This is a genomic window from Cytobacillus sp. QJM3NY_8 (assembly GCF_056173585.1).
The window spans coordinates 3,423,807-3,446,817 of record NZ_CM149681.1; the positions used below are offsets into that span (position 1 = coordinate 3,423,807).

A 23,011-nucleotide genomic window follows, 5' to 3' on the forward strand; every position below is an offset into this window, starting at 1 on the left:
ACGGCATGGAGGATTTGCCTTATGACTTTGGCATCGCGAAGTTCCTCGTCTTTTAAGCGATTAAGGTTTGACAGGTTCACCAAGCTATCGGCAATTTCCTCTTCCTGAAGGTTTAAAAAGCCCCCTCTTATTTGAGCAATAAAAGGGAATAAGATGACTGATGGTTTGTACTGCTGGTAAAGTTATAGATACCAGTTGTATGGGTCAGGTTTACGTCCAAGCCCGTTTCTTCTTTTACTTCTCTTCAGGCAGCCACAAGGATATCTTCCCCTTTTTCAACACGGCCGGACGGGAAATTCCATTTATTCTTTACCATGGGTTTATTCTCTTTTATCATCAGCACTTTGCCTTCCTGTAGAATTGATGTGCTGGCAGCAAGCACGATTTCGTTCTGTGTCATTCGGTATCTCTTCTTTCCTTTTAATTCACCCAGTGCTGAGGTCTCTGTAAACCCTTTGGCAGCTTCGTATACATGTCCCCTTTTGCTGAATTAACCTGAGCCTGTGTAAGAAAAATACTTCCCATTAGATTGGCTCCGCTTAAATTCGCGTCCCTCAAGTCTGCACCAATAAGATCCGTATATCTCAAGTCAGCTTTGCGCAGGTCAGCAGCAATAAACAGGGAACCTCTTAAATTCGCTCCGCACAACACCTCACCGCTTAATCTGGCTCCGATAAAATCTCTCCGGCCGCTATATTTTTTCGCGGATTTTTGATTCAATCCTGAATTCTTCCTGACAAGCTCACTGGCTTTTAGAAGCAGCTTATTAACTTCCCCCCTATGTGACTGGACATCAGTACCCATAATCACACCCGGTTCCATATTAGTTAAATCCTCTGTTTTGTCCAAAATTTCTCTGACTTCACCATGAATAGGCCTAGCGGCTTCCAAATATAGAATTTCTGTTAAGTAGAAAAGCATTTCATGAAGCTGATGCATAATGGGAAACACATCAAACATCTCTTTCTTAAGTCCGGGATGTGTGCGCCAGTCTCTATTCATAAAAGTGTTTTGGGATACTTTTTGGCCTGCTCCAAAGCATTCAAATGAAGTGCATCCTCTGAAGCCTTTTCCCCTTAGGTCTGCATGTATCTGACAGCGAAAATCAGCTTGCAGATTGGGACATGGTTTACCTGCTTCCTTATCAAAAGCAAAGTCAGCAGATTTTGCATATGGGAGGGCCACACAGCAAAGCCCAAAACAATTTTCACAATCGGGTATTAAATGACTCATCTGTTTAGGCAAAACGCCCACTTCCTATCGTTCATAGTACAGGAAAGATTTCAGCAATATTTTTTCAGTTGTTACTGTTCTTGACTTTCCTGCCGGTAATGTTTATTCTTTCTGCAAATGGAAATTATTCTTAATATCTCATTATAAAGGAGTGACTTCATGTCCAGGAATAAATATAAAGAAAAGGCAATGAGTGCCGTAGGCAAGCTAAAAGCCAGCCTTAAAGGAAGGCTTTATGAAATGGCAGAGATTCCTTCAGTTTCTGTTAAGCAGCTGTCAGAATTCATCCAGCAGCATCCCGATACGCAAATAACAAAGAAAGAACTCCTTGGAAACACCTACACTTTCTATCGTCTAAATGCGAATGATGACTTTCTGTATATGGAAACAATTAATGAAAGGATTCTTCAATTGGATGGATCCTCACACGGAAAAAGATTTGTCTCTTATCGATCTTATCGGGATTCCCATAACTTGAATACTCCAATGAGGATAACGTAACGGCCTTCAGTCAAGTGAGCTTCACATCAAGGGAAGCTCACTTATTTTTGATTGTTGCTGATTGGCTTATAAGATATTTTGACAGTTTAATTGTCTCCTCAATTCGATCACGCTTACTTGCATAATGTCTATTTTCCTCACCTCTGCGAATATTGATGGCATCCACTATGATCGGGTGCCATTTTTCCGGCAAATGCTTTAAGGAGTACTCCCCAGCCCCTTGCTTAGAGATAATATCCTTCTCTCTCAATGTGTAAAACTGACGCAAAATGCCGAGCACCGTCCATTCAACTTCTCTATCAATCGCAGAGTCGGCTATTTGTGTAAGTTCATCAATCGATTCCTCGAATGTCTGGATTCGATTTGCCCAATATGTATTCATGTTCTCATAAGTGTACGAAACCAAATCATTGGCATTTATCTCTATAACCGGAACATCCCCATAAATGACAATACCATTCTTCTTTAAAAGCCACCAGGTGACTGGATTCAGAAAATGCCCATAATTCATTGTCCCGTTATTATAGTAGAAACATTCACAAAGCGTTCCCAGGTCATTTTGAGTTAAATAAACCCCATCCATCTCAGGAAACTGATATTTATCTGCTAGTATCCAATGGATTTCCTTAGCTTTTTTTAATTCTGATTCAGTTAAACCGCTATGTGTGACCGCAATAAAATCAAGATCGCTTGATCCTTCCACAAAAGCATCCAGTGCAAGCGACCCGTGCAAATAAAGGCCTTCAAGCTGAATGGGCATATATTCATTTACTAGATCAATGTACTCATTTAATAAATCATTAACCACTATTGGAAGTTCTCGCATTTACACTTCTCCCCTAACTTCTAATAGAAAAAGCCTTCTCATATCATTTTCAAACTCAGCATTCATCTTTTCTATATCGGTTTGTCCCACATTATGAAACCAGTATCGATATTATTAAGTTTACTAAAAAAATGAATTTTTTCAAAAAAAGTAACGTATTAAATAAAAGGTTATAATTTTGCATGATGCTGATATCCAACTTGTCATGAAAGCGAGGAAAACGAATGACTGTGTTAGAAGTAAGAAATCTGCAAAAGTCCTTTGGCCAAATAAAGGCTGTCCAGGATATAAGTTTCTCGGTTAATGCCGGGGAAGTCTTCACTATTATCGGTCCAAACGGAGCTGGCAAAACAACTACACTGGAAATGATTGAGGGCCTTGTTTCACCCGATAACGGTGAAATCCATTTTGGCGACCTCGATTGGAATAAGCATGCAGTTTCAATAAAGAAGAAAATTGGCGTCCAGCCACAGTCAAGTGCCATGTTTGATTTATTAACACCAGAAGAAAACCTGAACCTTTTTGCATCCTTTTACGACCATGCACGGCCAGCCAAAGAAATCCTGGAAATAGTCAATCTTACGGAGCACCGGAACAATCATGTAAAAAAACTTTCAGGCGGTCAGAGGCAAAGACTTGCCATTGGACTGGCGCTGATTAGTGACCCTGAAATCATTTTTCTGGATGAACCGACTACCGGCCTTGATCCCCAGGCCAGAAGAAATATTTGGGATATCATTCTTCACCTTAAAGAACTAGGCAAAACAACCATTCTTACCACTCACTACATGGAAGAAGCAGAGAAATTAAGTGATCGTGTATGCATCGTGGATCAGGGGAATGTGATCACACTTGACTCCCCTTCCGCACTCATAGAGAAGCTTACAGATGAACGGGAAATAAGGTTGAGTTTTCTTGATGGCGTAAGTGCTGCAGAGGATGCTGATATGTTCTCGAAGGATCTGGAATCTGTATCCAAAACGGAACGGGAAGGGGCAACTCTAAAAATATGGGCAGCAAAGCCTGAAGAAACCCTTTTGGACTTATTTAAGTTTACAAAAGAAAAATCATTCGGGGTGGAACAGGTCTCTATACGGGAAATGAGCCTGGAAGATGTGTTTATTGCGTTTACCGGCAAAGAATGGAGGGATTAAGATTAATAGATACCATCAATTTAAAATGATGTTTTTGGCACAGCTGAAATTAACTCTTCGCGAAAAACAGGCATGGTTCTGGGGCATCTTTTTCCCGGTTATTCTAATGGTTATCTTCATGGTCATCTTCAGCGGAAATTCAGATGAAGAGTTTAAAACCGAAGTGGCTGTTGTGGATCCAAGCCCGAATCCAGCTTCAGAGATGATGCTTTCTCAAATCAGCGGACTTCCCGTTTTGGAAGTCAAATCAGGAAAGCCTGTCACGAGGGATAAAGCGGAGGAATGGGTAAAAGATCAGGAAGTGGATGCCGCCATCATCCTGCCGGAGTCGGCAGAGGCTTCCTCTGTTTTCCTTGTAATAAACAAAGAAAATGAACAGGGTGCCGCAGCCCAGGCAGTATCCGGCATTCTGGATAAGTTTGTCCAGCAGGCCAATTTAATGGCTGCAGGTGCTTCTCCGAAATATGATTTGCAATATGAATCGATAACCTCCGGCACCAATGAATTGGATTATACAGATTTCCTATTAACTGGGATGATTGCTTTATCCATTGCCCAGGGAGGGATGTTTGGCATGGTGGACCTGGTGGATATGCGCAGAAAGGGATTAATCAAAAGGCTGCGGATGACACCGGCCAATATGGGCATCTTCGGATTAAGTGATATGGTTATGAGGCTGTTGTTCAGTATTGTGCAGATCATCCTGCTTTCATTAATAGGTGTCCTCGTATTTGGCGCCAATCTTTATATTAATCCTATTACCTTGATTATCGTATTCCTGATCGGTGCTTTATCCTTTAATGCACTTGGCTACTTCTTCTCATCTTTCAGCAAAACAACAGAAGCTTATATGGGAGTAGCCAATATCTGCAGTTTTCTCATGATGTTTTTAAGCGGAGTGTTCTTCCCTATTGAAACGATGCCTGAATGGATCCAGCCAATATCCAGCATCCTGCCGCTAACCTATTTTGCTGAAGGCTTAAGGGAAAGCATGGTGTATGAAACCGGCATTGCTACAGCAGCACTTTGGGCAGGAATTGGCGTGATGGTGATATGGGGAGCCGTTACTTTTCTTTTGGGGTCCTTGCTTTATAAGAGAAAAGCGATTGCTGCTGACAGATAATGAAAGAAGTGCCATCTGGCCTTCTTCATTTTTTTTTGGAAGTATAAAAAATTCATTAAAATTGAAAAAGGATGAAATCATTTTGATTTCATCCCAGAAAAGATTTCTTATAAATTTTCAAAAAACACTCTGATTACATCGGCTCCCCCAATGAAGGTTCCCAGCGAACTGCCCAGATTGGACAGGACAACAATCAATAAAATCCGGCTCACTTTGTTTCTCCAGAATCCTTTAACACTGAAGACATCTTCAGATAAGGTTTCAAAATCCCTTACATTCGGACGCCTTATATAAGCCTGAGTCAGTCCGGCAAACCAGCCTGCTGCAAGAAGGGGATTCAATGATGTAATTGGCGCTGCAACAAAGGCAGTTAAAATGGTGAGCGGATGTCCCATTGCAATGGCAGCCCCCAGTGCTGACAAGGAGCCATTCCAAATAATCCAGCTAATAGTCTGTGCAAGACCCGCAGAAGGATTTGCGAAGAATGTATAGGCGATTATGGCTAAAATGAACACCGGAATACTCCAGCCAATTATCTTTGGAACATTGGATTTTGGAGGGCGCTCAGTCAATTTGGCCATGTCCTGTTCTTTTTTGATTTCCTCTTTGATCCCCGGTACATGGGCTGCCCCAAGCACCGCTACTATTTTTTCTCCTGGTGCATCTTTAATTTTTTGTGCCAGGTACTGATCCCGTTCGTCAATGAGCGGTTTCTTTAATCGCGGAAAACTATCTGTAAATTCATTTAGAATCGCATTTATCGTATCCTGATTTTTCATTTTCTCAAGTTCTTCTTCAGTTATCGTATCCTTGCTGAAAATACTTGCTATTACTTGACTAAGAAGCAGGGATTTTCCTTTTAATCCGAGGTTGCCCCAAATCCTTGCAAAGGTAATCTGGATATTCCGGTCGGCCAGAACAAGCTTTGCCCCGGCAGCCTTTGCTGATTCAATTCCCTGAATCATTTCCTGGCCGGCTTTAATGCCGAATTGGTCAGCCATACGGTTTTGAAAGGATGAAATCGCCAGATTCATTAAAAGCAGTGATGCCTTCTTCTCCTTAATTACCTGGATGATATCCATTTCCTTCCACTTGCTGCCTTCTGTAATCGATTGATATCTCTGTTCATCCAATTCCACACAAACAGAGTCAGGCTGTTCAGCCTCTATGACTTCCTTCACTTGTTCCGCGCTGTGCTTTGAAACATGTGCTGTTCCTATCAGTATGTATTCCTTGCCGTCTAAATGAATCCTCGTTATGTTTTCCTCTGACATAAATACCTTCCTTAGATACAAATTCTATTTTGTATGCTTATAGCTCAATGTATTGTTCATTATACCATGAACTGTTTTAAGTATGCCCAGGATAATGAACTCTGAGGGGAATTTAGCCCTAAATAACAAAATAATCTATTAACGCCTAAACAGAACAAATGTTTTGATATAATATAAGAATGCATGAAAAAAATGCAAATATATTATAAAGGTGGAAATTATATTGAATGGTACCGCCCATGCAGCTATTGGAGCAGCAGCAGGATACGTGGTTGCGAACACTGTTCATGCCAGCCCATCCACAACTCTATTATTAGTAGGACTCGGCAGCGTTTCTGGATTAATTCCGGACCTCGACATTGATGGAAAACTTCGTGACCGGCTTACACTTTCACATGAAGTCGTTCGGACAGTTGCACAAATCATAGGAATTCTAATGATCATCTATAGCTTATATGAAGGCTCGCCGAAAGAGAAATGGCTGGGAATCGCTATAGGGATCAGTATGACCGCCATTTCTGCGAAAATCAGGCAAAAGCATATGCTGACCATTACCGGAATTGGCGTCCTGGCGGGAGGCATCTCTTTGCAGGAACTTTGGCTGATATTATTTGGGGTTTATATATTAATAGCTTCCTTCGTTTCCCACCGGAGTTATACTCATTCCATCCTGGGTGTTATTTTTTTTGGATTCATCTCTGCGAAATTTGAAGCATCACTTGGCATAGAGGGTGTATTCTATACATGCCTTGCGGGTTATATAAGTCATTTGATAGCCGATTTTAAATTGCTTCCATTTAATAAAAGGGGCATAAAGCTCTTTCTCCCGATCTCGTCGAAAGAGATCTAAGACAGACAACCGCTCAGAATTTGAGCGGTTAGTTTTTGACTGGAATGTATACTTCTACATCCTCATCCTCATTTTCAACCGGATAATAAACTTCCAAAATATAATGATCAGCGGAATCCTGCGTATTGCCCTGCTCCTTAATCCAATTGTTAAGACGCGCATACAGGCCGCCCATGTCAGCTCCCTTTCCTCTGATTGATGCATAAGTATGCTGTACCTCTATATATTCCATCCCATCTGGCAGCGTATCAGGTTTCTCATGAACTAAGTAACCGACAAAATATATTCCCTCTAAGTGGTCTTCCCCTCTTTTAGGTTCATAAATGGTCACTTCCAGTCCGCTGCTATGCTGTACAAGATGGCCATGCTTCAAGAAGCTCTGAGCTGCTTCAGGCACCAAGCCGGCATAATCCTTAAAAAGACCCTTGTTTTTTATGACTACTGCTTTAAACTCCTTTGAAACAACTTTACACATAGGAATCCCTCCAAACTTTTAATACTAAGAGTTTCTCTAACTATTGGAAAATTCCTCCTTTAATCTGATAGATTAAGAAGGCTTTTTCTCATAGATTGTTGTTGTTGTCTATGAATTCTGCCCGTTGATTTCAGCACGGGGCACTTGCTTTCTGCGGGGCGTGCGGTGATCCCGCAGGACATTGAATAAACTCCTCGAATCAACACCGCACGAAGGAAATGCGTCAGCATTTTCGAGATCAAGTGCCCACAGCGAAGATCAACTCAGCAAATTAAACTAAGTAATTAAAAACAACCCAAATATACGACAGCCAAAAAAAAGACGCGCCTCAAGAGTCGCGTCTTCCATACTAACCTTTAAATGACAAACCATTGTCCGCCATTGCCTTGCGAAGTTTTCCCATGGCATTCGGTCCCATTCCGTGAAGTTCCAGCAATTCTGCTTCAGTGGCAGCGGCTAGCTGTTCCAGTGAAAAATAGCCTGCCCCTTCAAGTGCACGTACTGCTGGCTTTGCCAGCTTTTCAGGGAATCTGCTCCCCTTTAGATTATTTTCTGGCATGGGGTCTCTCCTTTTAGATCATTAATATTTCGCGTATATCTTCTTCCGTCAGTCTTCCGGCTGCACTTTCATTCGAATCGATGATTTCTTCAATTAAGTTTTTCTTTTTATCCTGAAGTTCATTCATCTTCTCTTCGATGGTGCCTCTCGACAATAATTTTATTACCTGGACGGTATTTTTCTGTCCTATGCGATGAGCCCGATCGGCTGCCTGTTCCTCAACGGCGGGGTTCCACCACAAATCATATAAGATGACTGTATCTGCACCAGTCAAATTTAGTCCCGTACCGCCTGCCTTCAATGAAATCAGGAAAAAATCGCGTTCTCCCTCATTAAATCGGCGGCAGATTTCCACCCTTTCCGCGGAAGGTATCTGTCCATCAAGGTAGAAAAACGGCAGATCCAGAAGGGCAAGTTCTCGGCCAATAAGATCAAGCATTTTAGTGAACTGCGAAAAAATAAGTACTCTTCTTCCAGACAATCTGGATTCTTCGATAATTCTCTTGAGCTGTTCAAATTTTGCTGAACTCCCTTTATATCCATCCACAAATAAAGCAGGGTGGCAGCAAATTTGACGGAGCCGTGTCAAACCAGCTAGGATTCTTATGCGGTTTTTTCTGAGTGTATCTTTATTTAAATGCTTTAAGGTATCTTCTCTCAGTTTTGCCAGGTAAGCTGCATAAAGCTTCTTCTGATCCGGCAGCAATTCAGCAGAATCAATAAGCTCCATCTTTTCAGGCAGCTCTGAAAGAACATCTTCTTTCAGCCTCCTGAGCATGAAGGGACGAACCCTTCTGGCAATCGTCTTCCGTGTTAAATTTCCGTAATCCTTTAAGCCGCCAAATAATTCAGGGAAGACAACATGAAAAATAGACCACAGTTCTTCCGCTGAATTTTCAACGGGTGTGCCTGTTAAAGCAAAGCGATACTTGGCTTTAATTTTCTTTACTGCCCTCGCTGTTTGGGTTACCGGATTTTTAAATGCCTGTGCTTCGTCGAAAAAAACAGTGTAAAAATCCTGCATTTCATACCATTTAATATCTTTAAGCACCAAGGGGTAGGAAGTAATCACCACATCAATGCCAGATAAATCCGTTTGAAGCTCAGCCCGTTCATTTTGAGTTCCATCGATGACAATAGCCTGGATGTCCGGTGTGAACTTCGTCAGTTCGCTTAACCAGTTATATGTTAAGGATGAAGGGCACACAATAAGTGCAGGAGCGGTATATTCCCGAATCTCCTTAAGGTCAGACTGAATAAAAGCAATGCTTTGCAGCGTCTTCCCCAGTCCCATATCATCAGCCAAAATGCCGCCAAATCCATAATGCGCCATTGTCTTTAACCATTTAAAGCCGTTTTTCTGGTATTCCCTCAAAATAGGGTTCAGGATTTCCGGCACAGGAGTCTGGAGGCATGATGGATTCTGAAGCTCTTCTAAAAACTCCCTGAAGGATTCCTCATGACGGAACATCTCCTGATCACTAGCTGCCTCCAGCATTCTAAGACCAGATACAATCGGCATGTTCAAACCGCTCTCCAGATCCTCAGCCTGTTCAGGCACAGCTTTCAGAAAACGCTGGATTTCCTCAAATTCTTTTGTTTCCAAAGAAAGGAGCGCGCCATTTTTCAGGCGATAGAATTTCCGTTTCTCCTCAAGTGCAAATAATACATCCCGTATCTCCTGATCAGCTATACCGGTCAATTCAAACTTGAATTCCAGCCAATTCGTCCGCTCTTTTTTCATTTTTATCCGTATCTGCGGTTTGGCATTCTCCCTGAAAATACGGTTTCTGACAGACGTAGTGGCATATATTTGCACCAGTTTTTGCAGTTTAGGGACAACATGATAAAGGAATTCATATTCCAGCTCTTCATTTTGCAGAAAGTAGCCGCCATCCGTCTTTGCAAAGGAGCTTTCCTCCATAAGCTGAAGGATCTCATCCTCTAATTCCACATCTCTGATAATCCGCGTACCGCCTTTCGGCTCTCTGCTTTCAAGCGGATTGATCACGATATTTTCATAGTGAAATTCAATTCCTGCCAGAAGCCGGTTCCGCAGGCGATCTAAGTATAGCTTGGCAACCAAAGGTGTTTTCATAAATTTTTGTGACATGTCTTCAGAAATATGGACATCCCCCAGCTTTCTCAGTCCAGGGACCACTTTTTCCAGAAACAGTTCCATTTGTTCAGCAGCAATCGGAATCTGGCTTCTCCCGGCTGACTCCAGCATTTGTGTTAAATCATATAAACGCTGGCAATCTTCTTTATTGAGCGTGATTAATTTGCCGCCAGATAGAACAGCATAATACGAATCCAGGATCAGCATTCGATCCAGGCCAAAAACATTTAAATAACATTTCTCTTCTTTTTCGCTAAGCTCAAACCTTAAAGGCAGCCGTTCCTTTGAAAAAGCCATCCTTTCAAATGTTTTTCCCATTATCTCAAGCCTTACTTTCTCAGCGAGCGCCAAAACAGGCTTCAAACGTTCCCACGATGATGGAGGGATTAAGAGCATATGCTTGGTCGCAGTATAATCGAAATCATCCATTAAAGCATTTATATAAATGGATTCATCGTGTATCAGCTGTATCAGCTGGTGAAGGACTGCATCAGATTCTGGCGGGAAACAATGCAAAGCGGGGTCATAGGTAAATGATAATGATAATAGGCTTGGTTCACCCTCTTTAACGGAGTGAAGAAATTGCCGGATATCAAGGACAGCGGTTGGGCCGATGGTACATTTTATTGCTAACAAATAATGCCCCTTCCCCAAATGAACAGGCACACATGTGAATTCCGGATGTAGCACCTGCCTGTTTTCAAAATGAAGCTGGTGACCGCTTGACCTTCTTGGCTGTTCACTGAAAAGTGTCATGAGACCATCCGTTAAGGCGTGTTCGGGAGAAACCCCAAGGGTGCCTGCTGAATCCTTTATCATGGGCGATCTGTGCTGCTGCATATCATAAATTTCCAGCAGCACAGCCGCTGCATGCTGGCATTCTTTATCAAACGAAGCTAGCTTTGGACAGCTGCACAATGTCTTAAAACTGTTTCCGGATGTTTTCTCGACCGAAACGAAAAAATCCTCACCAGCAGATACTGTTGCTTCACAAATATCATCATTGTATTTCTTTATCGTTACCTTCTTATTACGGAAAAAAGCGTCCCCTCTTTTGAAGGAGACAGTACCGCACATTTCTTTTATCAATTTGTGACTCAATTTAATATCCACAAATGTTCTCCTTCCGGGAATATGTATACTTAAATTGTATCACAGTCATCTGCCATAAATCATTTCATCTAACACAAAAAGGGAGAGCACATCCCCCTTATAGATCATCCTTTATACTGTTATTTAAGTTCCCCTTCAAACCTCGTAATCAGCTTATAGAATTTGACCATCAATAAAAGCAGCATCGGATCAAGTAAAGCTGCATGCCATAATCTCCACCAGCCATAATTAAAATATCCCCAGGGCTCGGGCAATAAAGCGATGACTTCATACAGCAAAATGGCAACTACCCAAAAGATAATATAAGAAAATCGTTTAATGAGATCCCCTCTGAAAGGATACCAATTCAGAAACATCATGTTAACCGGGGGTACAAGAACAATATGTGCCATCAATCCTGCCCAGTTTGGCTCCTTGTCAAAGTACCAGTATCCCCAATATTTAAACTCAATCATGACATCAAATATCAGCTGAGCTGAAATTGTGAATGTCCATATATGTAAAATTTGATTTTTAGTCAGACGCTTTTTTGTTGTAAATGCAATGAAATTAAAAAGAATGGCAGCTATTATCAGTCCAATCATGAGCAGAATCCTTTTTATTTGTTAATGTCTCTTAGATGGCTTTTATTATTCATGATTTGGTAACATTATTCATATACCAATTCATATTAGAAGGAGATCTTGATGGAGTGTTCATTACTTTCAAAGTATCTTCCGGCCATTGAAAAGCTGCCAAAAGGCGAGCCGCTGACAAAGGATCAATTAATGACTGAAGAGTTCTTAATAAGTCAGGGTGGGGATTTGGACATATATTATGCTCCGCACAACGAATATATCAATAAAGACGCAAAAATTGTGATCGTCGGGATTACTCCTGGATGGAGCCAAATGAGGATTGCCTTTGAATCATTCATGAAAGGACTGGCTGCTGAAAAAGAGCTTAATGCAATCCTGAAGGAGACCAAAAAGGCAGCCAGCTTTTCAGGAGGGATGAGGAGAAATTTAATAAGCATGCTAGATCAATGCGGTTTATATGAAGCACTGCACATTGATGGCTCTGATACACTTTTCGAGCGAAATAGACCGCTCCTTCACACCACATCTGTTCTAAAATATCCGGTTTTCTTCCGTGGCAATAATTATACCGGACACCAGCCTGATCTTTTAAAAACAGCGATGCTTGCCGAGTACGCAACAGAAGTATTCCCAGAAGAGCTGGCTCAAATCAATAGCCATGCACTCATTATCCCGCTGGGAATAACCGCCGAAAGGATCATCCGTCATCTATACACAGCCAAACAACTTACAGGACATATCATAGTATCAGGCTTTCCGCATCCTTCTGGCGCAAATGGGCACCGGGCTAAGCAGTTCGAACAGAACAAATATGCTATGACAGATTTAATTAGAAGATGGGGAGAACAGCTATAATCAAAGGTATAATTCCTCCTTTAAAACATAAAAAAAACTGCTTTAACCTATATTAGAGGTTAAGCAGTCCCTTCCTTAAGGCTGTTTCTCAAGTGCCAATTTAATGCCAAAGCCCATTAAAACCACACCAGAAACGCCTTGGATGGCATTATTAACAGAAGGTTTTTTCAGCCAGGCCCTGAAGAAGTCAATCAAATATACGTAGAAAAAGAACCAGATAATTGTGATAAGACTATATATTAAGCCCATCGCAAGAAACTGCGCAAAGTGATTCCCTTCCGTACTTAAAAATTGAGGAAAAAATGTTAAAAAGAATACAGCTACTTTTGGGTTGGACACACAAGTGAAAAATCCTTGAAGAAAATGGGACTTGTTCTTCTTATGCTTTCTCACCATGTCCGCTGATTCTTGTTTATCTGATAGAGACTTTAACGAAACGATGCCCAAATAAATAAGATATATCGCACCAGCATACTTAATAAAAGAAAAAATGTAAGCAGACTTTACAATTAATGCCGATAAGCCAAATACAACGGCCATTGTATGGACCATCAGCCCAGCGACAGATCCGAACATCGTTTTAATGCCGCTTTTTTTCCCGCTCGAAATCGTGTTTTGAATTAGGATGCCAGTATCAGGTCCCGGCAAAATGACAAGCAGAAACGACATAAACAGAAATAACAGTAAATTCTCCATATCCCACCCACCTAAAAATTTTAAGAATATTATATCAGTTTTCATGAAATTTCCAATAAAAAAAGAGCAGATTCCATAAAGGAAAATCTGCTCCAAACATTTATGCTCTTACTTCTTCTAATCTTTCTTCCACTTCTGACTCGGAAAGGCCGTGTTCAGCAACATAACGGTTCCGAGGATGCGTGCGGCATTCATCAGAACAGCTGCGCATATATTTATGCTCATTTTCTTCAGAGCATAGGATTTTTTTATTGCATGCAGGATTTGCACAGTTGACATAGCGTTCACATGGCTCGCCTGTGAAGTAGTCCTTGCCTACGATTACATGCTCCTTTTGGTTAACCGGAATGCCAATGCGATCGTCGAATACATATAGCTGGCCGTCCCAAAGCTCTCCCTGTACTTCAGGATCTTTTCCATAAGTGACAATTCCTCCGTGAAGCTGGGCTACATCTTCAAATCCTTCTTTTACAAGCCATCCGGAGAACTTTTCACAGCGGATGCCGCCTGTGCAATACGTAATGATCTTTTTATCACCAAGCAATTCTTTATTTTCACGGACCCATTCCGGCAGATCGCGGAAATTTTTGATATCCGGCCTGATCGCACCTCTAAAGTGGCCAAGATCAAATTCATAATCATTTCGTGCATCTAACACAATTGTGTCTTCATCCTGAAGTCTTTCGAAGAACTCTTTTGGCTCCAGGTATTTGCCTGTAACCTCGTTCGGGTTCACATCGTCTTCAAGGCGAAGAGTTACAAGCTCGGGACGGGCACGAACCTTCATCTTAGGAAATGCATGTCCATCTGCTTCATCTATTTTGAAAACCATTTCCGCAAAGCGCGGATCCTGCTTCATTGCTTCCATATACCTGTCGGTCTGTTCCACTGGTCCGGAAACAGTCCCGTTTATGCCTTCATTCGCAACAAGAATACGCCCCTTTAGGCCCAGCTCATTGCAAAAAGCTTTATGCTCCTCTGCGAACTCCTCAGGGTCCTCAATCGGAACATACATGTAGTAAAGTAAAACTCTGTATGGTTTTTGACTCATTTGTATTTCCACCTATCACTTAATATTTGCAAGATATATCTGTTAATAGGTTAAAACAATATATACTTACCTAGATAAGTATAACAGATGCTGTCAAGTTTCAAAATTTTAGAGGTGCGAAATAGTAAGGAAGCTTAATTTAATTCCCATGTGAACCAGTGTCCATGCCCCTCGGTTTGGCCGACCAATTTCTTATATTCTTTGGAATCCAGATAATAATCCAGATGCAAATTCCGGTCCTGGATATTGTTATAAATATGAAAGATATCCCTACTTTGTCCTCTTGCTTTTATTTTTCCAAGCAGATTCTCCTTTACATCAGCGGGCATTTGATTCGCCACATGGGTGTGGAAAACACAGATTGTGTGTTCATCAGGTATACCTTCAATCAGACTGGGCAAAAGCTCAACACCATCTCCTTCAAACAGGCTGATTGGATTTTCTTTCACACATTGGGCAGCTTTTTCGAATAAAGTTCTTCTCTCCTGGTGTTCTGGCCAGATAAGTGATTTCAGCCATAGAAAGTCTTCCCCATTATTCAGGTCATTTATATGCAGATCAACTCCAGTTCTTGAAGCTACCGGCGGCATTTCTGGCGGTAAAATCGGGACATGGCCTCCTTTAATTTCAGAGGATAATTGAACATTCGAGGCTGGATTTCCAAAAGTTTCTTCTGTACCATATGTGTAGCAGTATTTATCCCAAAGAAGCTGCAGGCCCGCGCTTGTTCCTATTTCAATCAAGGCCAGGGGCTTTTCGGTTTGCTGAAAGATCCAGGCAAACACAGGGTATAAGTAAGCACAGCGCCTAACTTCATTCGTCTGGACTAATTTTGCTTTTACTATTTCTTTAATTTCCTGTGAATTTAGCCTGCAGAAATCTTTAAAGCTTTGGAAAGATTCAAGAGGGTTTCTTGGATTCTCCACTAAGCTTGAATAATATTCCTTAAGTTCATGCTCTTTCCCGCTTAAAAGCAGATAATGAATGGCTCCAAGAAATAAATTCGGCACAGGCTGGCCTTCTCTCGCTTCAGATGCCAAAACCAGCAATTCTTCATCCTCTGCAATCTTGTAAGACAAGAACTCATAAAGCCCACTGGATCCATGACATTCATATTGTCCAAATGTTTTGAATCTGGTTGCCAGATTAGGTTTTACCATTCTACTTCCCCTCCGTTAAAAGATGTAAGTATCCGCATTCCAATGCTTTGAACCTGTTTTTCTCTTCCCGATCCACCCGGCTTCTTGAAGTTCCCTCGCAATTAAATGGTTGAAAAAACCGTGACCTACGAGAACAGCAAAGTGATGTTCTTTTGCAATAGAGGTTAATGTTGATGATGCATGCTTTGCCCGTAATTTTGCATCCCTGTATGATTCACAGCCCTGTGAATAGCCGCATAACCATAGTAGCCTTAATACCACAGCCCAGGTATTTGGCTTCAATCTCATACCCGGAAATTTATCGGCAGGTATGGGCAATTCAGTTTCCCTGAATAATGGATCTGTCTGTATCTTTGCAGAAGGATTTATGCTTTTGGCCGACTCGATTGACCTTTTTAAATCACTTGTAAGTAAAAAAGATGCTGAACTCCCTTTTTCAATTGCGTCAGAAGAACAAGTCTCACCCTCAAGAATCCCTAAGCGGTTGTATATTTCAACCCATTTTTTAAATTCACGGCTATTCATGCGGTGATTATCCATTTGCGATGACCTGCCATGTCTGATAAGTGTTATTTCCATTTAAAAACCCCAAAATTTATATATTTTTTTCCTTTATGGATAATTTAATTAACATGGAGGTGAATACCATGCAGGAACAAGAATATCCAAACGTAAAACTCGGCGGCAAAAAGGTACACGAAAAAGGAAATGGCGGAGACCAGGTCCGTGGACATGAACAGGAAAACAGAAATGGCACATTTAATACAAACTCTAAATCAGATAGATAATGGAATGACGGGACACCCTCACAGTGGATGGAGGGTGTCTTTGCAGTTACGGCTTTTTTTTGAATTTGATGCCCAATCCTTTTTTCTGATGATGTAATGGAAATATCGCTCTCCGTCGATTTCCATTTCTCCAGCATGCTGAAATCCGCACTTTTGCAGAACGCGAATGGAACTGGAATTGCTTGTTAATGCAACGGCATTCAGTTTTTCAAGAACTGTTTTTTCAAAAAGAAATCCCATTAGCCCTTTTGCAGCAAGCGTGGAATATCCTTTATTTCGGTAGTGTTTTGAGATGGCATAGCCAATTTCCCTGTTCGGCTCAGGCAATTCATCTTTTATTCCTGTATTGCAAAAGCCAATAAACTTTCCAGTTTCCTTTAGTATGATTCCCAAATTCAAATATCCTGCATCTTTCAGGGCAGGCATCGAGGACCTGAATTTTTTATTCGCAGGAATTTCATAATCCTCCATCCAATTCATACGCTGTTCAAGCGTAGCCTGTGCACCCGGAATAAACTTATATACTTCCGGCTGTAAAGTAATTTCATAAAGCTCTGGCACATCTTCCATCCTGTATTCCCTAAGGATGACCTCACCGCAATCGATCATTATTTCTTCGTTCATTTTTTCTTCTCCATTGCGTACACATCCAGTGTGTGTTCTTCGATCAAATCTATGTTTCTTTTATGTTTAACATATTCCAAGATGTGAGCTTTCATATTAGGATACAATACTATATTGGACAGTTCAGAAAGCGGCACCCATCTAACTCCTGTCTGGTTAGGATCCGGGGCTGAAGGCATTTTAGGCAATGAGCCTTCCCTTAACTGACATTCAAACAGTAAGCCCAATGAATGTATCTGCCCATACCTGAATTCATTTAAGTGAGGGGCATATTCATAAACGAATGCCAATGGGCCGACCGTCACATCTACAGATGCCTCTTCTTTCGCTTCCCTTTTCACTGCATCAATAACAGATTCTTTGGGTTCAACCCCTCCTGCAGGCAAATTGTAATGAAGGCCTCTGTCATCCTGAAACTCAATCAGCAGAATCGAATTGTTTTCTATAATGACTGCACCTGCTCTGACTCTAATATGATAGGTCATTCGGTCTCATCCGCCTTTTCTTCTATAGCTTTCTGCATTTAATAATAAAAGCAGCGGGTATAGCTTTCGTTTTTTCATAGGAATACCACCGGTTGGAATGCCGCTGAACATCTTCTTCAGTAAGGCTGGCATCTTCAATTACCCTTTCAATCGCAAACCCGTTTTCTATTAATAAATTGATATATGTACTTAGTTTATATTGCTGCATAATGGCAGGCTGGTTCCAGGCTATATGCTGATAGGAGCCTTCCTCATGATAGGATTTATCCATAATTAATGCTCCATTTTCAGCCTTAATCCGGTTATACATCGGATGTTCCCAGCTGAATATAAACACCCCGCCTGATTTTAGGTAATGATGAATGTTTTTAAGCGTACAGTCTAAATTCGTGGTCCAGCCAATCGCATAAATGGAAAAAACGAAATCGAAGTAATCAGCAGGGATTCCCGGATTTTGTTCCATCGGGGATTCAAACAACTTTACTCGTGAAGATGAATTTACCAGAAGTTCCTTTGCGGATTCGATTTGCCTGGAAGACAGATCCAATCCCCATAATTCACCCGCTCCGCGCTGGTCCAAATATTTTAGGGAATGCCCGCTTCCGCACCCAATCTCCAGCATCTTTAAGCTGCGCACATCTCCGAACAATTGAAGATCATCTTCAGTTGGTGCCAGCGGTCCATATTCAGGCAGCGGATTGCGCCCATAAAACCTTTCAGCCGCTTCATCCCAGCTTTGCTTATTTATTTTTAGTGTTTCATTAATCATAAATATCTCCTTTTACAGAAAAATAGTAAACTTCTTCCTCTCCCCAAATCTCTCCAGTCGGGGAAAATCCGAAGTTTTTATACAGATTCCTTGCGTGATGATTATCTTTATGAACAGTCAAGCGGATTTCCTCGCATTGCGGAAATTTAGTTTTTATCCAGCCGATCATCTCGGCTAATGCTGGCCGTCCATATCCCCTGCCCTGATAATTTTTGTCAATAAAAAAACCGTTAATCCAATACATGTTAGCCGTGTCCGGTTCATAGGCATGCATGATAAAACCGACCATTTGTTCATTGTCATATATAGAAAATGGGATATACTCTATTGCATCCCCATCTGGTTTAATATATACCTTTGCAAGTGAAACAGCCGCTGAAGGAACGAAGTCACGCTGCGATTCTTTTACCTTCATCTTAATGGCTTCTTCCCAGTTGTCTCTTGTGACGGGTTTTAATCTTATGTTCATTTCTTCAGCACCTTCTTATAATTTCCTGTTTTTATCACCTGACTTAATAATGATGCTTACATAAGCGGCCTCTCCATTTTCAACGTGGTTTTTGATTTTTGACACATCGATCTCTTTCTCAATCCGGACAACCTTAGCTTCGTTTGGGAGCAATTTAACGTTACTAGGTTTACCGCTGTTCATCAGTGAAAGCATCTTTACATCCTCTTCAAATAAATATGTGTCATAAAAGCCGATAGTAAAAGACACTTCATCATTGCTGTAATTTTCAAATGGCAGCTCACAAGTTCCCTGCAAAGTATCTTCACCAATCATTACAAACTTACATTGACTTTCATCTTTTAAATAGGAAACGGCATTGATGCCATTTGCCAGCGTTTTTTGATAAGCCTCTGCCAGAGAAGGAGGAAGAAGGGAAACGATGATGATAACGGCAAAAAATGATCGCAAATGATATTTTTCGAGTGAACGATGAAGCAAGACCATACCCAGCAGAAGTAAAAGGAGAATAAAAATCCCTGTATAATGAAATCCATCCGCTGAATTAATTGGAATATTTAAAATCATAACCCCTGCATTACCTAGTCGATTTTCATGTGGAAAAGGAAAGTTTAATGCCATGGAAATAACGATTAGCACAATTGAAGTCAGAAAGAGCTTTTTATTTTTAATCAAGGCAGATCCTCCTTTACTTCTTTTCTGAGGATCCAAAGGATGCCCCAAAGGCGACTCCCACGGCAATACCCAATGCCCAATTTTCAAATAGCATTCCAAAAACTAGTCCCAGCGACAGACCGTATGCCATTCCGCTTGTTGAAAGGGCCCAATTTTTTTTGTTCATAACTTTTAACCGCCTTTAAATGTTTTACCTTATATACGAACAAAAGGAACTATAGTTTCATATTTTTGGAAAAACCAGACGGTCAGCTTATCACCTCTGAGTTGCCAGCTGTCTTTTTATCACCCGGATTTGTCCGCGATGGCTAATTTCATCCTCCATGACGTGATACCAGAACCAATAATTATTAAAGGCTAATCCGTTGCTCCACTTTCCTTCTTGGTATAGCCAGCTATCCTGTTTAGATGTTAAAAGTTTTAGCGTTTTCTCTCTAATTGCTGACAGTTCCTCCAAGTAAAATTCAAGAGGATGATTATTAATTTCATTCCTTGCTTTCTCACCTAATTCATAAGCGGCGGCCCATTTTGAAAGTTCTTTTTCGTTAAGATCTCTATTTTCAAAAGTAATGATTTGGTGAACATATTCAACAAAAGCAATATGCTTCAGAAGTGCTCCTATTGAATTAATGTTTTCATCGGGAAGAAAATCCAGCTCTTTCTGTGTCAACCCAGCAACATCTTTGAGAGTCACAGACCTGGCATGTTCAAGCATTGATACAAGATTTCCTATTTTTTCATCGTAGCCCTTCATATGCTTAATTCGATAATCTATCACTTTTAAATTCTCCATTCTTCTTTTTTCAGGGAAAAGACTGCCGGGAAGGCAGTCTTTTAACATTATGATATCGTGTCCAGTAGCTCTATATCTAAATCCTCCATACTCTCCCAGCTATGATGGATTTCTATGTGCCACTTATTTTTCAGCCGCTTGTATCCCTTTTCTTCAATCCAGCTGTGCAATTCCCTATAGGTATTTCCAATCTCATCATTAGGTCCTTTGTGCCGGACAGAAGCATATTTTTGCGGTGGAATTTCTAATGAGAACATACCATCAGGTACACTTATAAATTCCTTCACCTCAATGCCAATCCAATATCCGTCTTCTTCAGGAGAGTCTTCCTCCACTTTGAAGGCACCAACAAGCCGATTTGGATTTACAGCTCCCTTAATTTCTGTAAGGCAGCCCAATAATAGATTTATAGCCTGCGGAATTTCGGCTAGATACTGATCCGGCGGGCATAAGACGCGGATCCCTATAAGTTTCAATTCTCCAAGTTCTGTCTCAGCCGCTCGCAAAGTCAAATCAGACATCTTTTCCCTCCTTATCAAGCAACAGGCAATGCAAGTTCTCTAAACCTATCAACTGCTTTTTGGATATCTGCTTCAAATCCCGCTTCGTTCATTGTTTCACCGATCAGCACAATGGCTTTTTCAAGCATATCTTCAGACGTATTCCCCATATGGCCAATTCGGAACGCTTTTCCTGCCAGATGAGCCAGTGCTCCCGCAACAATCACACCTTTTTTCGCAAGAGATGCACGGAATTCAGCATCATCCATTCCTTCAGGGTAAAGGATACAGCTGAGAGTTGCTGCTGCTGCATTTTCATCGGCAATTGCCCTCATTCCATATTCAGCAAGTGCAGCCCTGACCGCTTTACCATATGCTTCATGGCGCTTGTAGCGATTGTCCATTCCTTCAGCCAAGACCAGTTTCATGCCCTCATCATAGGCATAAATCAGATTAACAGGCGGTGTAGCAAAGTATTTTTGGGGGTCATGCATAATGGGAATCCAATTATAGATATCGCAATAGTAGGCAGGAACCCGTTCCATTTGTTCCCTTGCAGCCAGTGCAGTCCCATTGAATGCCACAACAGCGAGACCTGGCGGGACACCAATCGCCTTCTGTGAACCTGTCAAAACGACATCAATTTTCCCTTCGCCATACGATTTGCTCATATCCTCCTCCATTGCCGCTGTCGCACAGACCCCATCCAAAATAACAAGAGCCCCGTGCTTTTTAATGATAGGCACTAATGTATCCAAATCTGCCGCAACACCAGTTGAAGTATCAGCATGGGTAATCGTCACAGCTTTATAGGAATGGGACGCAAGTTTTTCCTCAACAGCTGCGGGATCCACCTGCTTTCCCCATTCGGACTGAATGATATCTGCCTGGATTCCGAACGCCTTGGCTAAGTGCTGAAAACGATCACCAAAGAAGCCCTGACTTATAATCAAAAGCCTTTCTCCAGCTGCAACCGTGTTGACCAGAGCCATTTCCATTGCTATCGTTCCTGAGCCAGAGATTACAAACACTTCCCCATCCGTCTTCAGCATCTCCCTGGTCTTCTCAATCGCACTTTTATAAATTGCAGCAAACCTGGGATCCGTATGCCCCCGTGTCTCTTGTGCCATTGCTTCATAAATCGAATCCGCAACAGGCGTCGGCCCTGGAATCAAAAGCATTTCCTCGTTTGGCATGAATATTCCTCCTTGATAGGTTTATAGATATCTAAATGTTTCGACATTTACTATCAAATACCTCTTTTAATTACCTTTTGATTGGTGTTTCCTTCGGAGAAAATCAGTGTATATCTTCTATTTTTATGAGCGCCGGTTTGCGGGAGGTTGAGGGATTGGAGGAGTCGGGTTGCGGTATAGGAAGAAGGAATATGCAGAAAGTTTCTGAGCTCCTTGTTCGTGATGGTATCCCCCAGCAGAAGGCTATAGTCATGCAATGCTTTGATATGCGCTTCTTTGCTGGTTATCTTGCATTTAGGACATCTCCAGGTGCGAATCACTCTTTCAAGAGGCAGATAGGTGCAAGAAGGGCAGAATACGCCCGTAAGAATTTCAGATTGATTAATCTGGAATCTTGATAGTATTGAACTTTCCTGTTCTGTATTTTGCTTTTTAAATAAACGAATGACCTTTTTAAGGAGTTTATCACTGATTTCTCTATTAATGGATTTTTCTATTTGCTCAATTTTTATAGGAAGAGTATTTCGGTGTATAACTTTATGGCTGAGGTCAATATGAGGAGGAATGACTTTAATTCCTGTATGCGGATTACTTATGACTACAAATGAATAGACCGGTAAATTTTCAATACTGACATTGGCATTAATCCAACTTCTAAGCTGCGATGCCTGTCTATTCACCTGAATTAAAGGGCAGGGAAAAACTTGCTCTTTTCCATTCTTTATACGAATCAATTGATTATATACCGTATCAAAATGCAGGATACCTGTTATATTTTTCACTTCAATTACTAGAGCAAACTTTTTTGTAAGTATAAGAGTATCGATTTGGAAAAATCGATCATTATCTGGCAGGCGGAGATCATGAAGGATAAAATATACCTTATTATCTAGAAAATCAAGAGGAAAATCCAATGAAACTTCTCCTTTATAGCCTGCAAGTCTTTTATTCAGTTCTTCGTTAATGATAGGAATTTTTGGGTGATGAGCTGGAAGCCTGCGGAGGAGAGCTTCTGTTTTACGGATTAAAAGAGGAACTTTTCGTTCTTTGAGGATCATTTTTTCACTCCATTCTTGTTTTATACTAAAAAATTCTGCAATACTCCTTCAAATCCTCTAAGAAAAAATCCGAAGGGAATGTTTATG

General features: G+C 41.2%; 28 protein-coding genes. 6 read left to right on the forward strand and 22 right to left on the reverse strand.

Annotated features, from left to right (window positions below; translation table 11 throughout):
- Positions 1 to 244: 244 nt before the first annotated feature.
- Both AC0VZ9_RS17590 and AC0VZ9_RS17595 read right to left on the reverse strand, forming a co-directional pair.
- Positions 245 to 400, reverse strand: a complete 156-nt coding sequence (locus AC0VZ9_RS17590; protein ID WP_252245155.1) for an NUDIX hydrolase — start codon at positions 398 to 400, stop codon at positions 245 to 247.
- Between the two features lie 20 nt (positions 401 to 420).
- A complete protein-coding gene (locus AC0VZ9_RS17595; RefSeq protein ID WP_252246547.1) occupies positions 421 to 1,233 on the reverse strand; it encodes a pentapeptide repeat-containing protein in 813 nt (270 codons plus the stop codon).
- Between the two features lie 159 nt (positions 1,234 to 1,392).
- On the opposite strand from AC0VZ9_RS17595, the gene AC0VZ9_RS17600 reads away from it, so the two are divergent.
- A complete protein-coding gene (locus tag AC0VZ9_RS17600) occupies positions 1,393 to 1,734 on the forward strand; it encodes a hypothetical protein (protein WP_009333636.1) in 342 nt (113 codons plus the stop codon).
- A gap of 37 nt (positions 1,735 to 1,771) precedes the next feature.
- Here the strand turns inward: AC0VZ9_RS17600 and AC0VZ9_RS17605 are convergent, their stop codons facing one another.
- Positions 1,772 to 2,560, reverse strand: a complete 789-nt coding sequence (locus AC0VZ9_RS17605; RefSeq protein ID WP_252245156.1) for an aminoglycoside adenylyltransferase domain-containing protein — start codon at positions 2,558 to 2,560, stop codon at positions 1,772 to 1,774.
- A 224-nt stretch (positions 2,561 to 2,784) separates the two neighbouring features.
- On the opposite strand from AC0VZ9_RS17605, the gene AC0VZ9_RS17610 reads away from it, so the two are divergent.
- Both AC0VZ9_RS17610 and AC0VZ9_RS17615 read left to right on the forward strand, forming a co-directional pair.
- On the forward strand, positions 2,785 to 3,714 hold the full coding sequence (locus tag AC0VZ9_RS17610) for an ABC transporter ATP-binding protein (RefSeq protein ID WP_009333634.1): 930 nt from the start codon (positions 2,785 to 2,787) through the stop codon (positions 3,712 to 3,714).
- Positions 3,674 to 4,837 carry an ABC transporter permease gene (locus AC0VZ9_RS17615; protein WP_251264771.1) on the forward strand — a complete coding sequence of 388 codons (1,164 nt, stop codon included), beginning with the start codon at positions 3,674 to 3,676 and terminating at the stop codon, positions 4,835 to 4,837. The genes AC0VZ9_RS17610 and AC0VZ9_RS17615 overlap by 41 nt, the downstream gene beginning before the upstream one ends.
- Positions 4,838 to 4,944: 107 nt before the next feature.
- On the opposite strand, the gene AC0VZ9_RS17620 is transcribed toward AC0VZ9_RS17615, so the two are convergent.
- Entirely contained in the window at positions 4,945 to 6,111 is a 1,167-nt protein-coding gene (locus tag AC0VZ9_RS17620) for a TraB/GumN family protein (RefSeq protein ID WP_251156831.1), read from the reverse strand.
- Positions 6,112 to 6,334: 223 nt separating this feature from the next.
- Here AC0VZ9_RS17620 and AC0VZ9_RS17625 point away from each other — a divergent pair, with 223 nt between their 5' ends.
- On the forward strand, positions 6,335 to 6,961 hold the full coding sequence (locus tag AC0VZ9_RS17625) for a metal-dependent hydrolase (RefSeq protein ID WP_475396562.1): 627 nt from the start codon (positions 6,335 to 6,337) through the stop codon (positions 6,959 to 6,961).
- 28 nt (positions 6,962 to 6,989) lie between these two features.
- On the opposite strand, the gene AC0VZ9_RS17630 is transcribed toward AC0VZ9_RS17625, so the two are convergent.
- From AC0VZ9_RS17630 to AC0VZ9_RS17645, 4 genes are all read right to left on the reverse strand, one after another.
- Positions 6,990 to 7,436: a GyrI-like domain-containing protein gene (locus AC0VZ9_RS17630; RefSeq protein ID WP_475396563.1), complete on the reverse strand. Its 447-nt coding sequence runs from the start codon at positions 7,434 to 7,436 to the stop codon at positions 6,990 to 6,992.
- A 349-nt stretch (positions 7,437 to 7,785) separates the two neighbouring features.
- Entirely contained in the window at positions 7,786 to 7,995 is a 210-nt protein-coding gene (locus AC0VZ9_RS17635) for a helix-hairpin-helix domain-containing protein (RefSeq protein WP_475396564.1), read from the reverse strand.
- 13 nt (positions 7,996 to 8,008) lie between these two features.
- Positions 8,009 to 11,227, reverse strand: a complete 3,219-nt coding sequence (locus AC0VZ9_RS17640) for a DEAD/DEAH box helicase (protein ID WP_475396565.1) — start codon at positions 11,225 to 11,227, stop codon at positions 8,009 to 8,011.
- 119 nt (positions 11,228 to 11,346) lie between these two features.
- Complete coding sequence (locus AC0VZ9_RS17645; RefSeq protein WP_009333627.1) at positions 11,347 to 11,811, reverse strand: hypothetical protein; 465 nt, start codon at positions 11,809 to 11,811, stop codon at positions 11,347 to 11,349.
- Between the two features lie 102 nt (positions 11,812 to 11,913).
- Between AC0VZ9_RS17645 and AC0VZ9_RS17650 the strand changes: the two genes are divergently transcribed.
- Entirely contained in the window at positions 11,914 to 12,660 is a 747-nt protein-coding gene (locus AC0VZ9_RS17650; protein WP_251174957.1) for a uracil-DNA glycosylase family protein, read from the forward strand.
- Positions 12,661 to 12,735: 75 nt separating this feature from the next.
- Here AC0VZ9_RS17650 and AC0VZ9_RS17655 read toward each other — a convergent pair whose 3' ends face one another.
- The 4 genes from AC0VZ9_RS17655 to AC0VZ9_RS17670 form a co-directional block, all read right to left on the reverse strand.
- Complete coding sequence (locus AC0VZ9_RS17655) at positions 12,736 to 13,356, reverse strand: LysE family translocator (RefSeq protein WP_071159460.1); 621 nt, start codon at positions 13,354 to 13,356, stop codon at positions 12,736 to 12,738.
- A 100-nt stretch (positions 13,357 to 13,456) separates the two neighbouring features.
- On the reverse strand, positions 13,457 to 14,407 hold the full coding sequence (trhO, locus tag AC0VZ9_RS17660; RefSeq protein ID WP_251174958.1) for an oxygen-dependent tRNA uridine(34) hydroxylase TrhO: 951 nt from the start codon (positions 14,405 to 14,407) through the stop codon (positions 13,457 to 13,459).
- Positions 14,408 to 14,541: 134 nt separating this feature from the next.
- Positions 14,542 to 15,567, reverse strand: a complete 1,026-nt coding sequence (locus tag AC0VZ9_RS17665; protein ID WP_217025520.1) for a DUF2332 domain-containing protein — start codon at positions 15,565 to 15,567, stop codon at positions 14,542 to 14,544.
- Between the two features lie 15 nt (positions 15,568 to 15,582).
- Positions 15,583 to 16,146, reverse strand: a complete 564-nt coding sequence (locus AC0VZ9_RS17670) for a histidine phosphatase family protein (protein ID WP_019382547.1) — start codon at positions 16,144 to 16,146, stop codon at positions 15,583 to 15,585.
- 68 nt (positions 16,147 to 16,214) lie between these two features.
- Between AC0VZ9_RS17670 and AC0VZ9_RS17675 the strand changes: the two genes are divergently transcribed.
- A complete protein-coding gene (locus AC0VZ9_RS17675) occupies positions 16,215 to 16,355 on the forward strand; it encodes a hypothetical protein (protein WP_019382546.1) in 141 nt (46 codons plus the stop codon).
- A gap of 18 nt (positions 16,356 to 16,373) precedes the next feature.
- On the opposite strand, the gene AC0VZ9_RS17680 is transcribed toward AC0VZ9_RS17675, so the two are convergent.
- The 10 genes from AC0VZ9_RS17680 to AC0VZ9_RS17725 all read right to left on the reverse strand — a co-directional run bounded on the left by AC0VZ9_RS17680 (position 16,374) and on the right by AC0VZ9_RS17725 (position 22,924).
- Positions 16,374 to 16,979, reverse strand: a complete 606-nt coding sequence (locus AC0VZ9_RS17680; protein WP_251174960.1) for a GNAT family N-acetyltransferase — start codon at positions 16,977 to 16,979, stop codon at positions 16,374 to 16,376.
- Complete coding sequence (locus AC0VZ9_RS17685; RefSeq protein WP_251156823.1) at positions 16,976 to 17,464, reverse strand: NUDIX domain-containing protein; 489 nt, start codon at positions 17,462 to 17,464, stop codon at positions 16,976 to 16,978. The genes AC0VZ9_RS17680 and AC0VZ9_RS17685 overlap by 4 nt, the downstream gene beginning before the upstream one ends.
- 22 nt (positions 17,465 to 17,486) lie before the next feature.
- On the reverse strand, positions 17,487 to 18,233 hold the full coding sequence (locus AC0VZ9_RS17690) for a class I SAM-dependent methyltransferase (RefSeq protein WP_019382543.1): 747 nt from the start codon (positions 18,231 to 18,233) through the stop codon (positions 17,487 to 17,489).
- Entirely contained in the window at positions 18,226 to 18,702 is a 477-nt protein-coding gene (locus AC0VZ9_RS17695; RefSeq protein ID WP_019382542.1) for a GNAT family N-acetyltransferase, read from the reverse strand. Before AC0VZ9_RS17695 ends, AC0VZ9_RS17690 begins: the two co-directional genes overlap by 8 nt.
- Before the next feature lie 15 nt (positions 18,703 to 18,717).
- The gene (locus AC0VZ9_RS17700; RefSeq protein WP_475396566.1) at positions 18,718 to 19,377 is read right to left on the reverse strand and encodes a hypothetical protein; all 660 of its coding nucleotides are present in this window, start codon (positions 19,375 to 19,377) and stop codon (positions 18,718 to 18,720) included.
- Between the two features lie 13 nt (positions 19,378 to 19,390).
- Positions 19,391 to 19,543 (reverse strand): glycine zipper domain-containing protein, encoded by a 153-nt coding sequence (locus tag AC0VZ9_RS17705; RefSeq protein WP_019382541.1) that lies wholly within the window; start codon positions 19,541 to 19,543, stop codon positions 19,391 to 19,393.
- A 90-nt stretch (positions 19,544 to 19,633) separates the two neighbouring features.
- The gene (locus tag AC0VZ9_RS17710; protein WP_026041765.1) at positions 19,634 to 20,155 is read right to left on the reverse strand and encodes a DinB family protein; all 522 of its coding nucleotides are present in this window, start codon (positions 20,153 to 20,155) and stop codon (positions 19,634 to 19,636) included.
- 62 nt (positions 20,156 to 20,217) lie between these two features.
- Positions 20,218 to 20,691: a GyrI-like domain-containing protein gene (locus tag AC0VZ9_RS17715; RefSeq protein WP_019382539.1), complete on the reverse strand. Its 474-nt coding sequence runs from the start codon at positions 20,689 to 20,691 to the stop codon at positions 20,218 to 20,220.
- A 14-nt stretch (positions 20,692 to 20,705) separates the two neighbouring features.
- Complete coding sequence (locus AC0VZ9_RS17720) at positions 20,706 to 21,866, reverse strand: pyridoxal-phosphate-dependent aminotransferase family protein (RefSeq protein ID WP_475396567.1); 1,161 nt, start codon at positions 21,864 to 21,866, stop codon at positions 20,706 to 20,708.
- Between the two features lie 53 nt (positions 21,867 to 21,919).
- A complete protein-coding gene (locus AC0VZ9_RS17725) occupies positions 21,920 to 22,924 on the reverse strand; it encodes a nuclease-related domain-containing protein (RefSeq protein ID WP_009333611.1) in 1,005 nt (334 codons plus the stop codon).
- Positions 22,925 to 23,011: the final 87 nt, after the last annotated feature.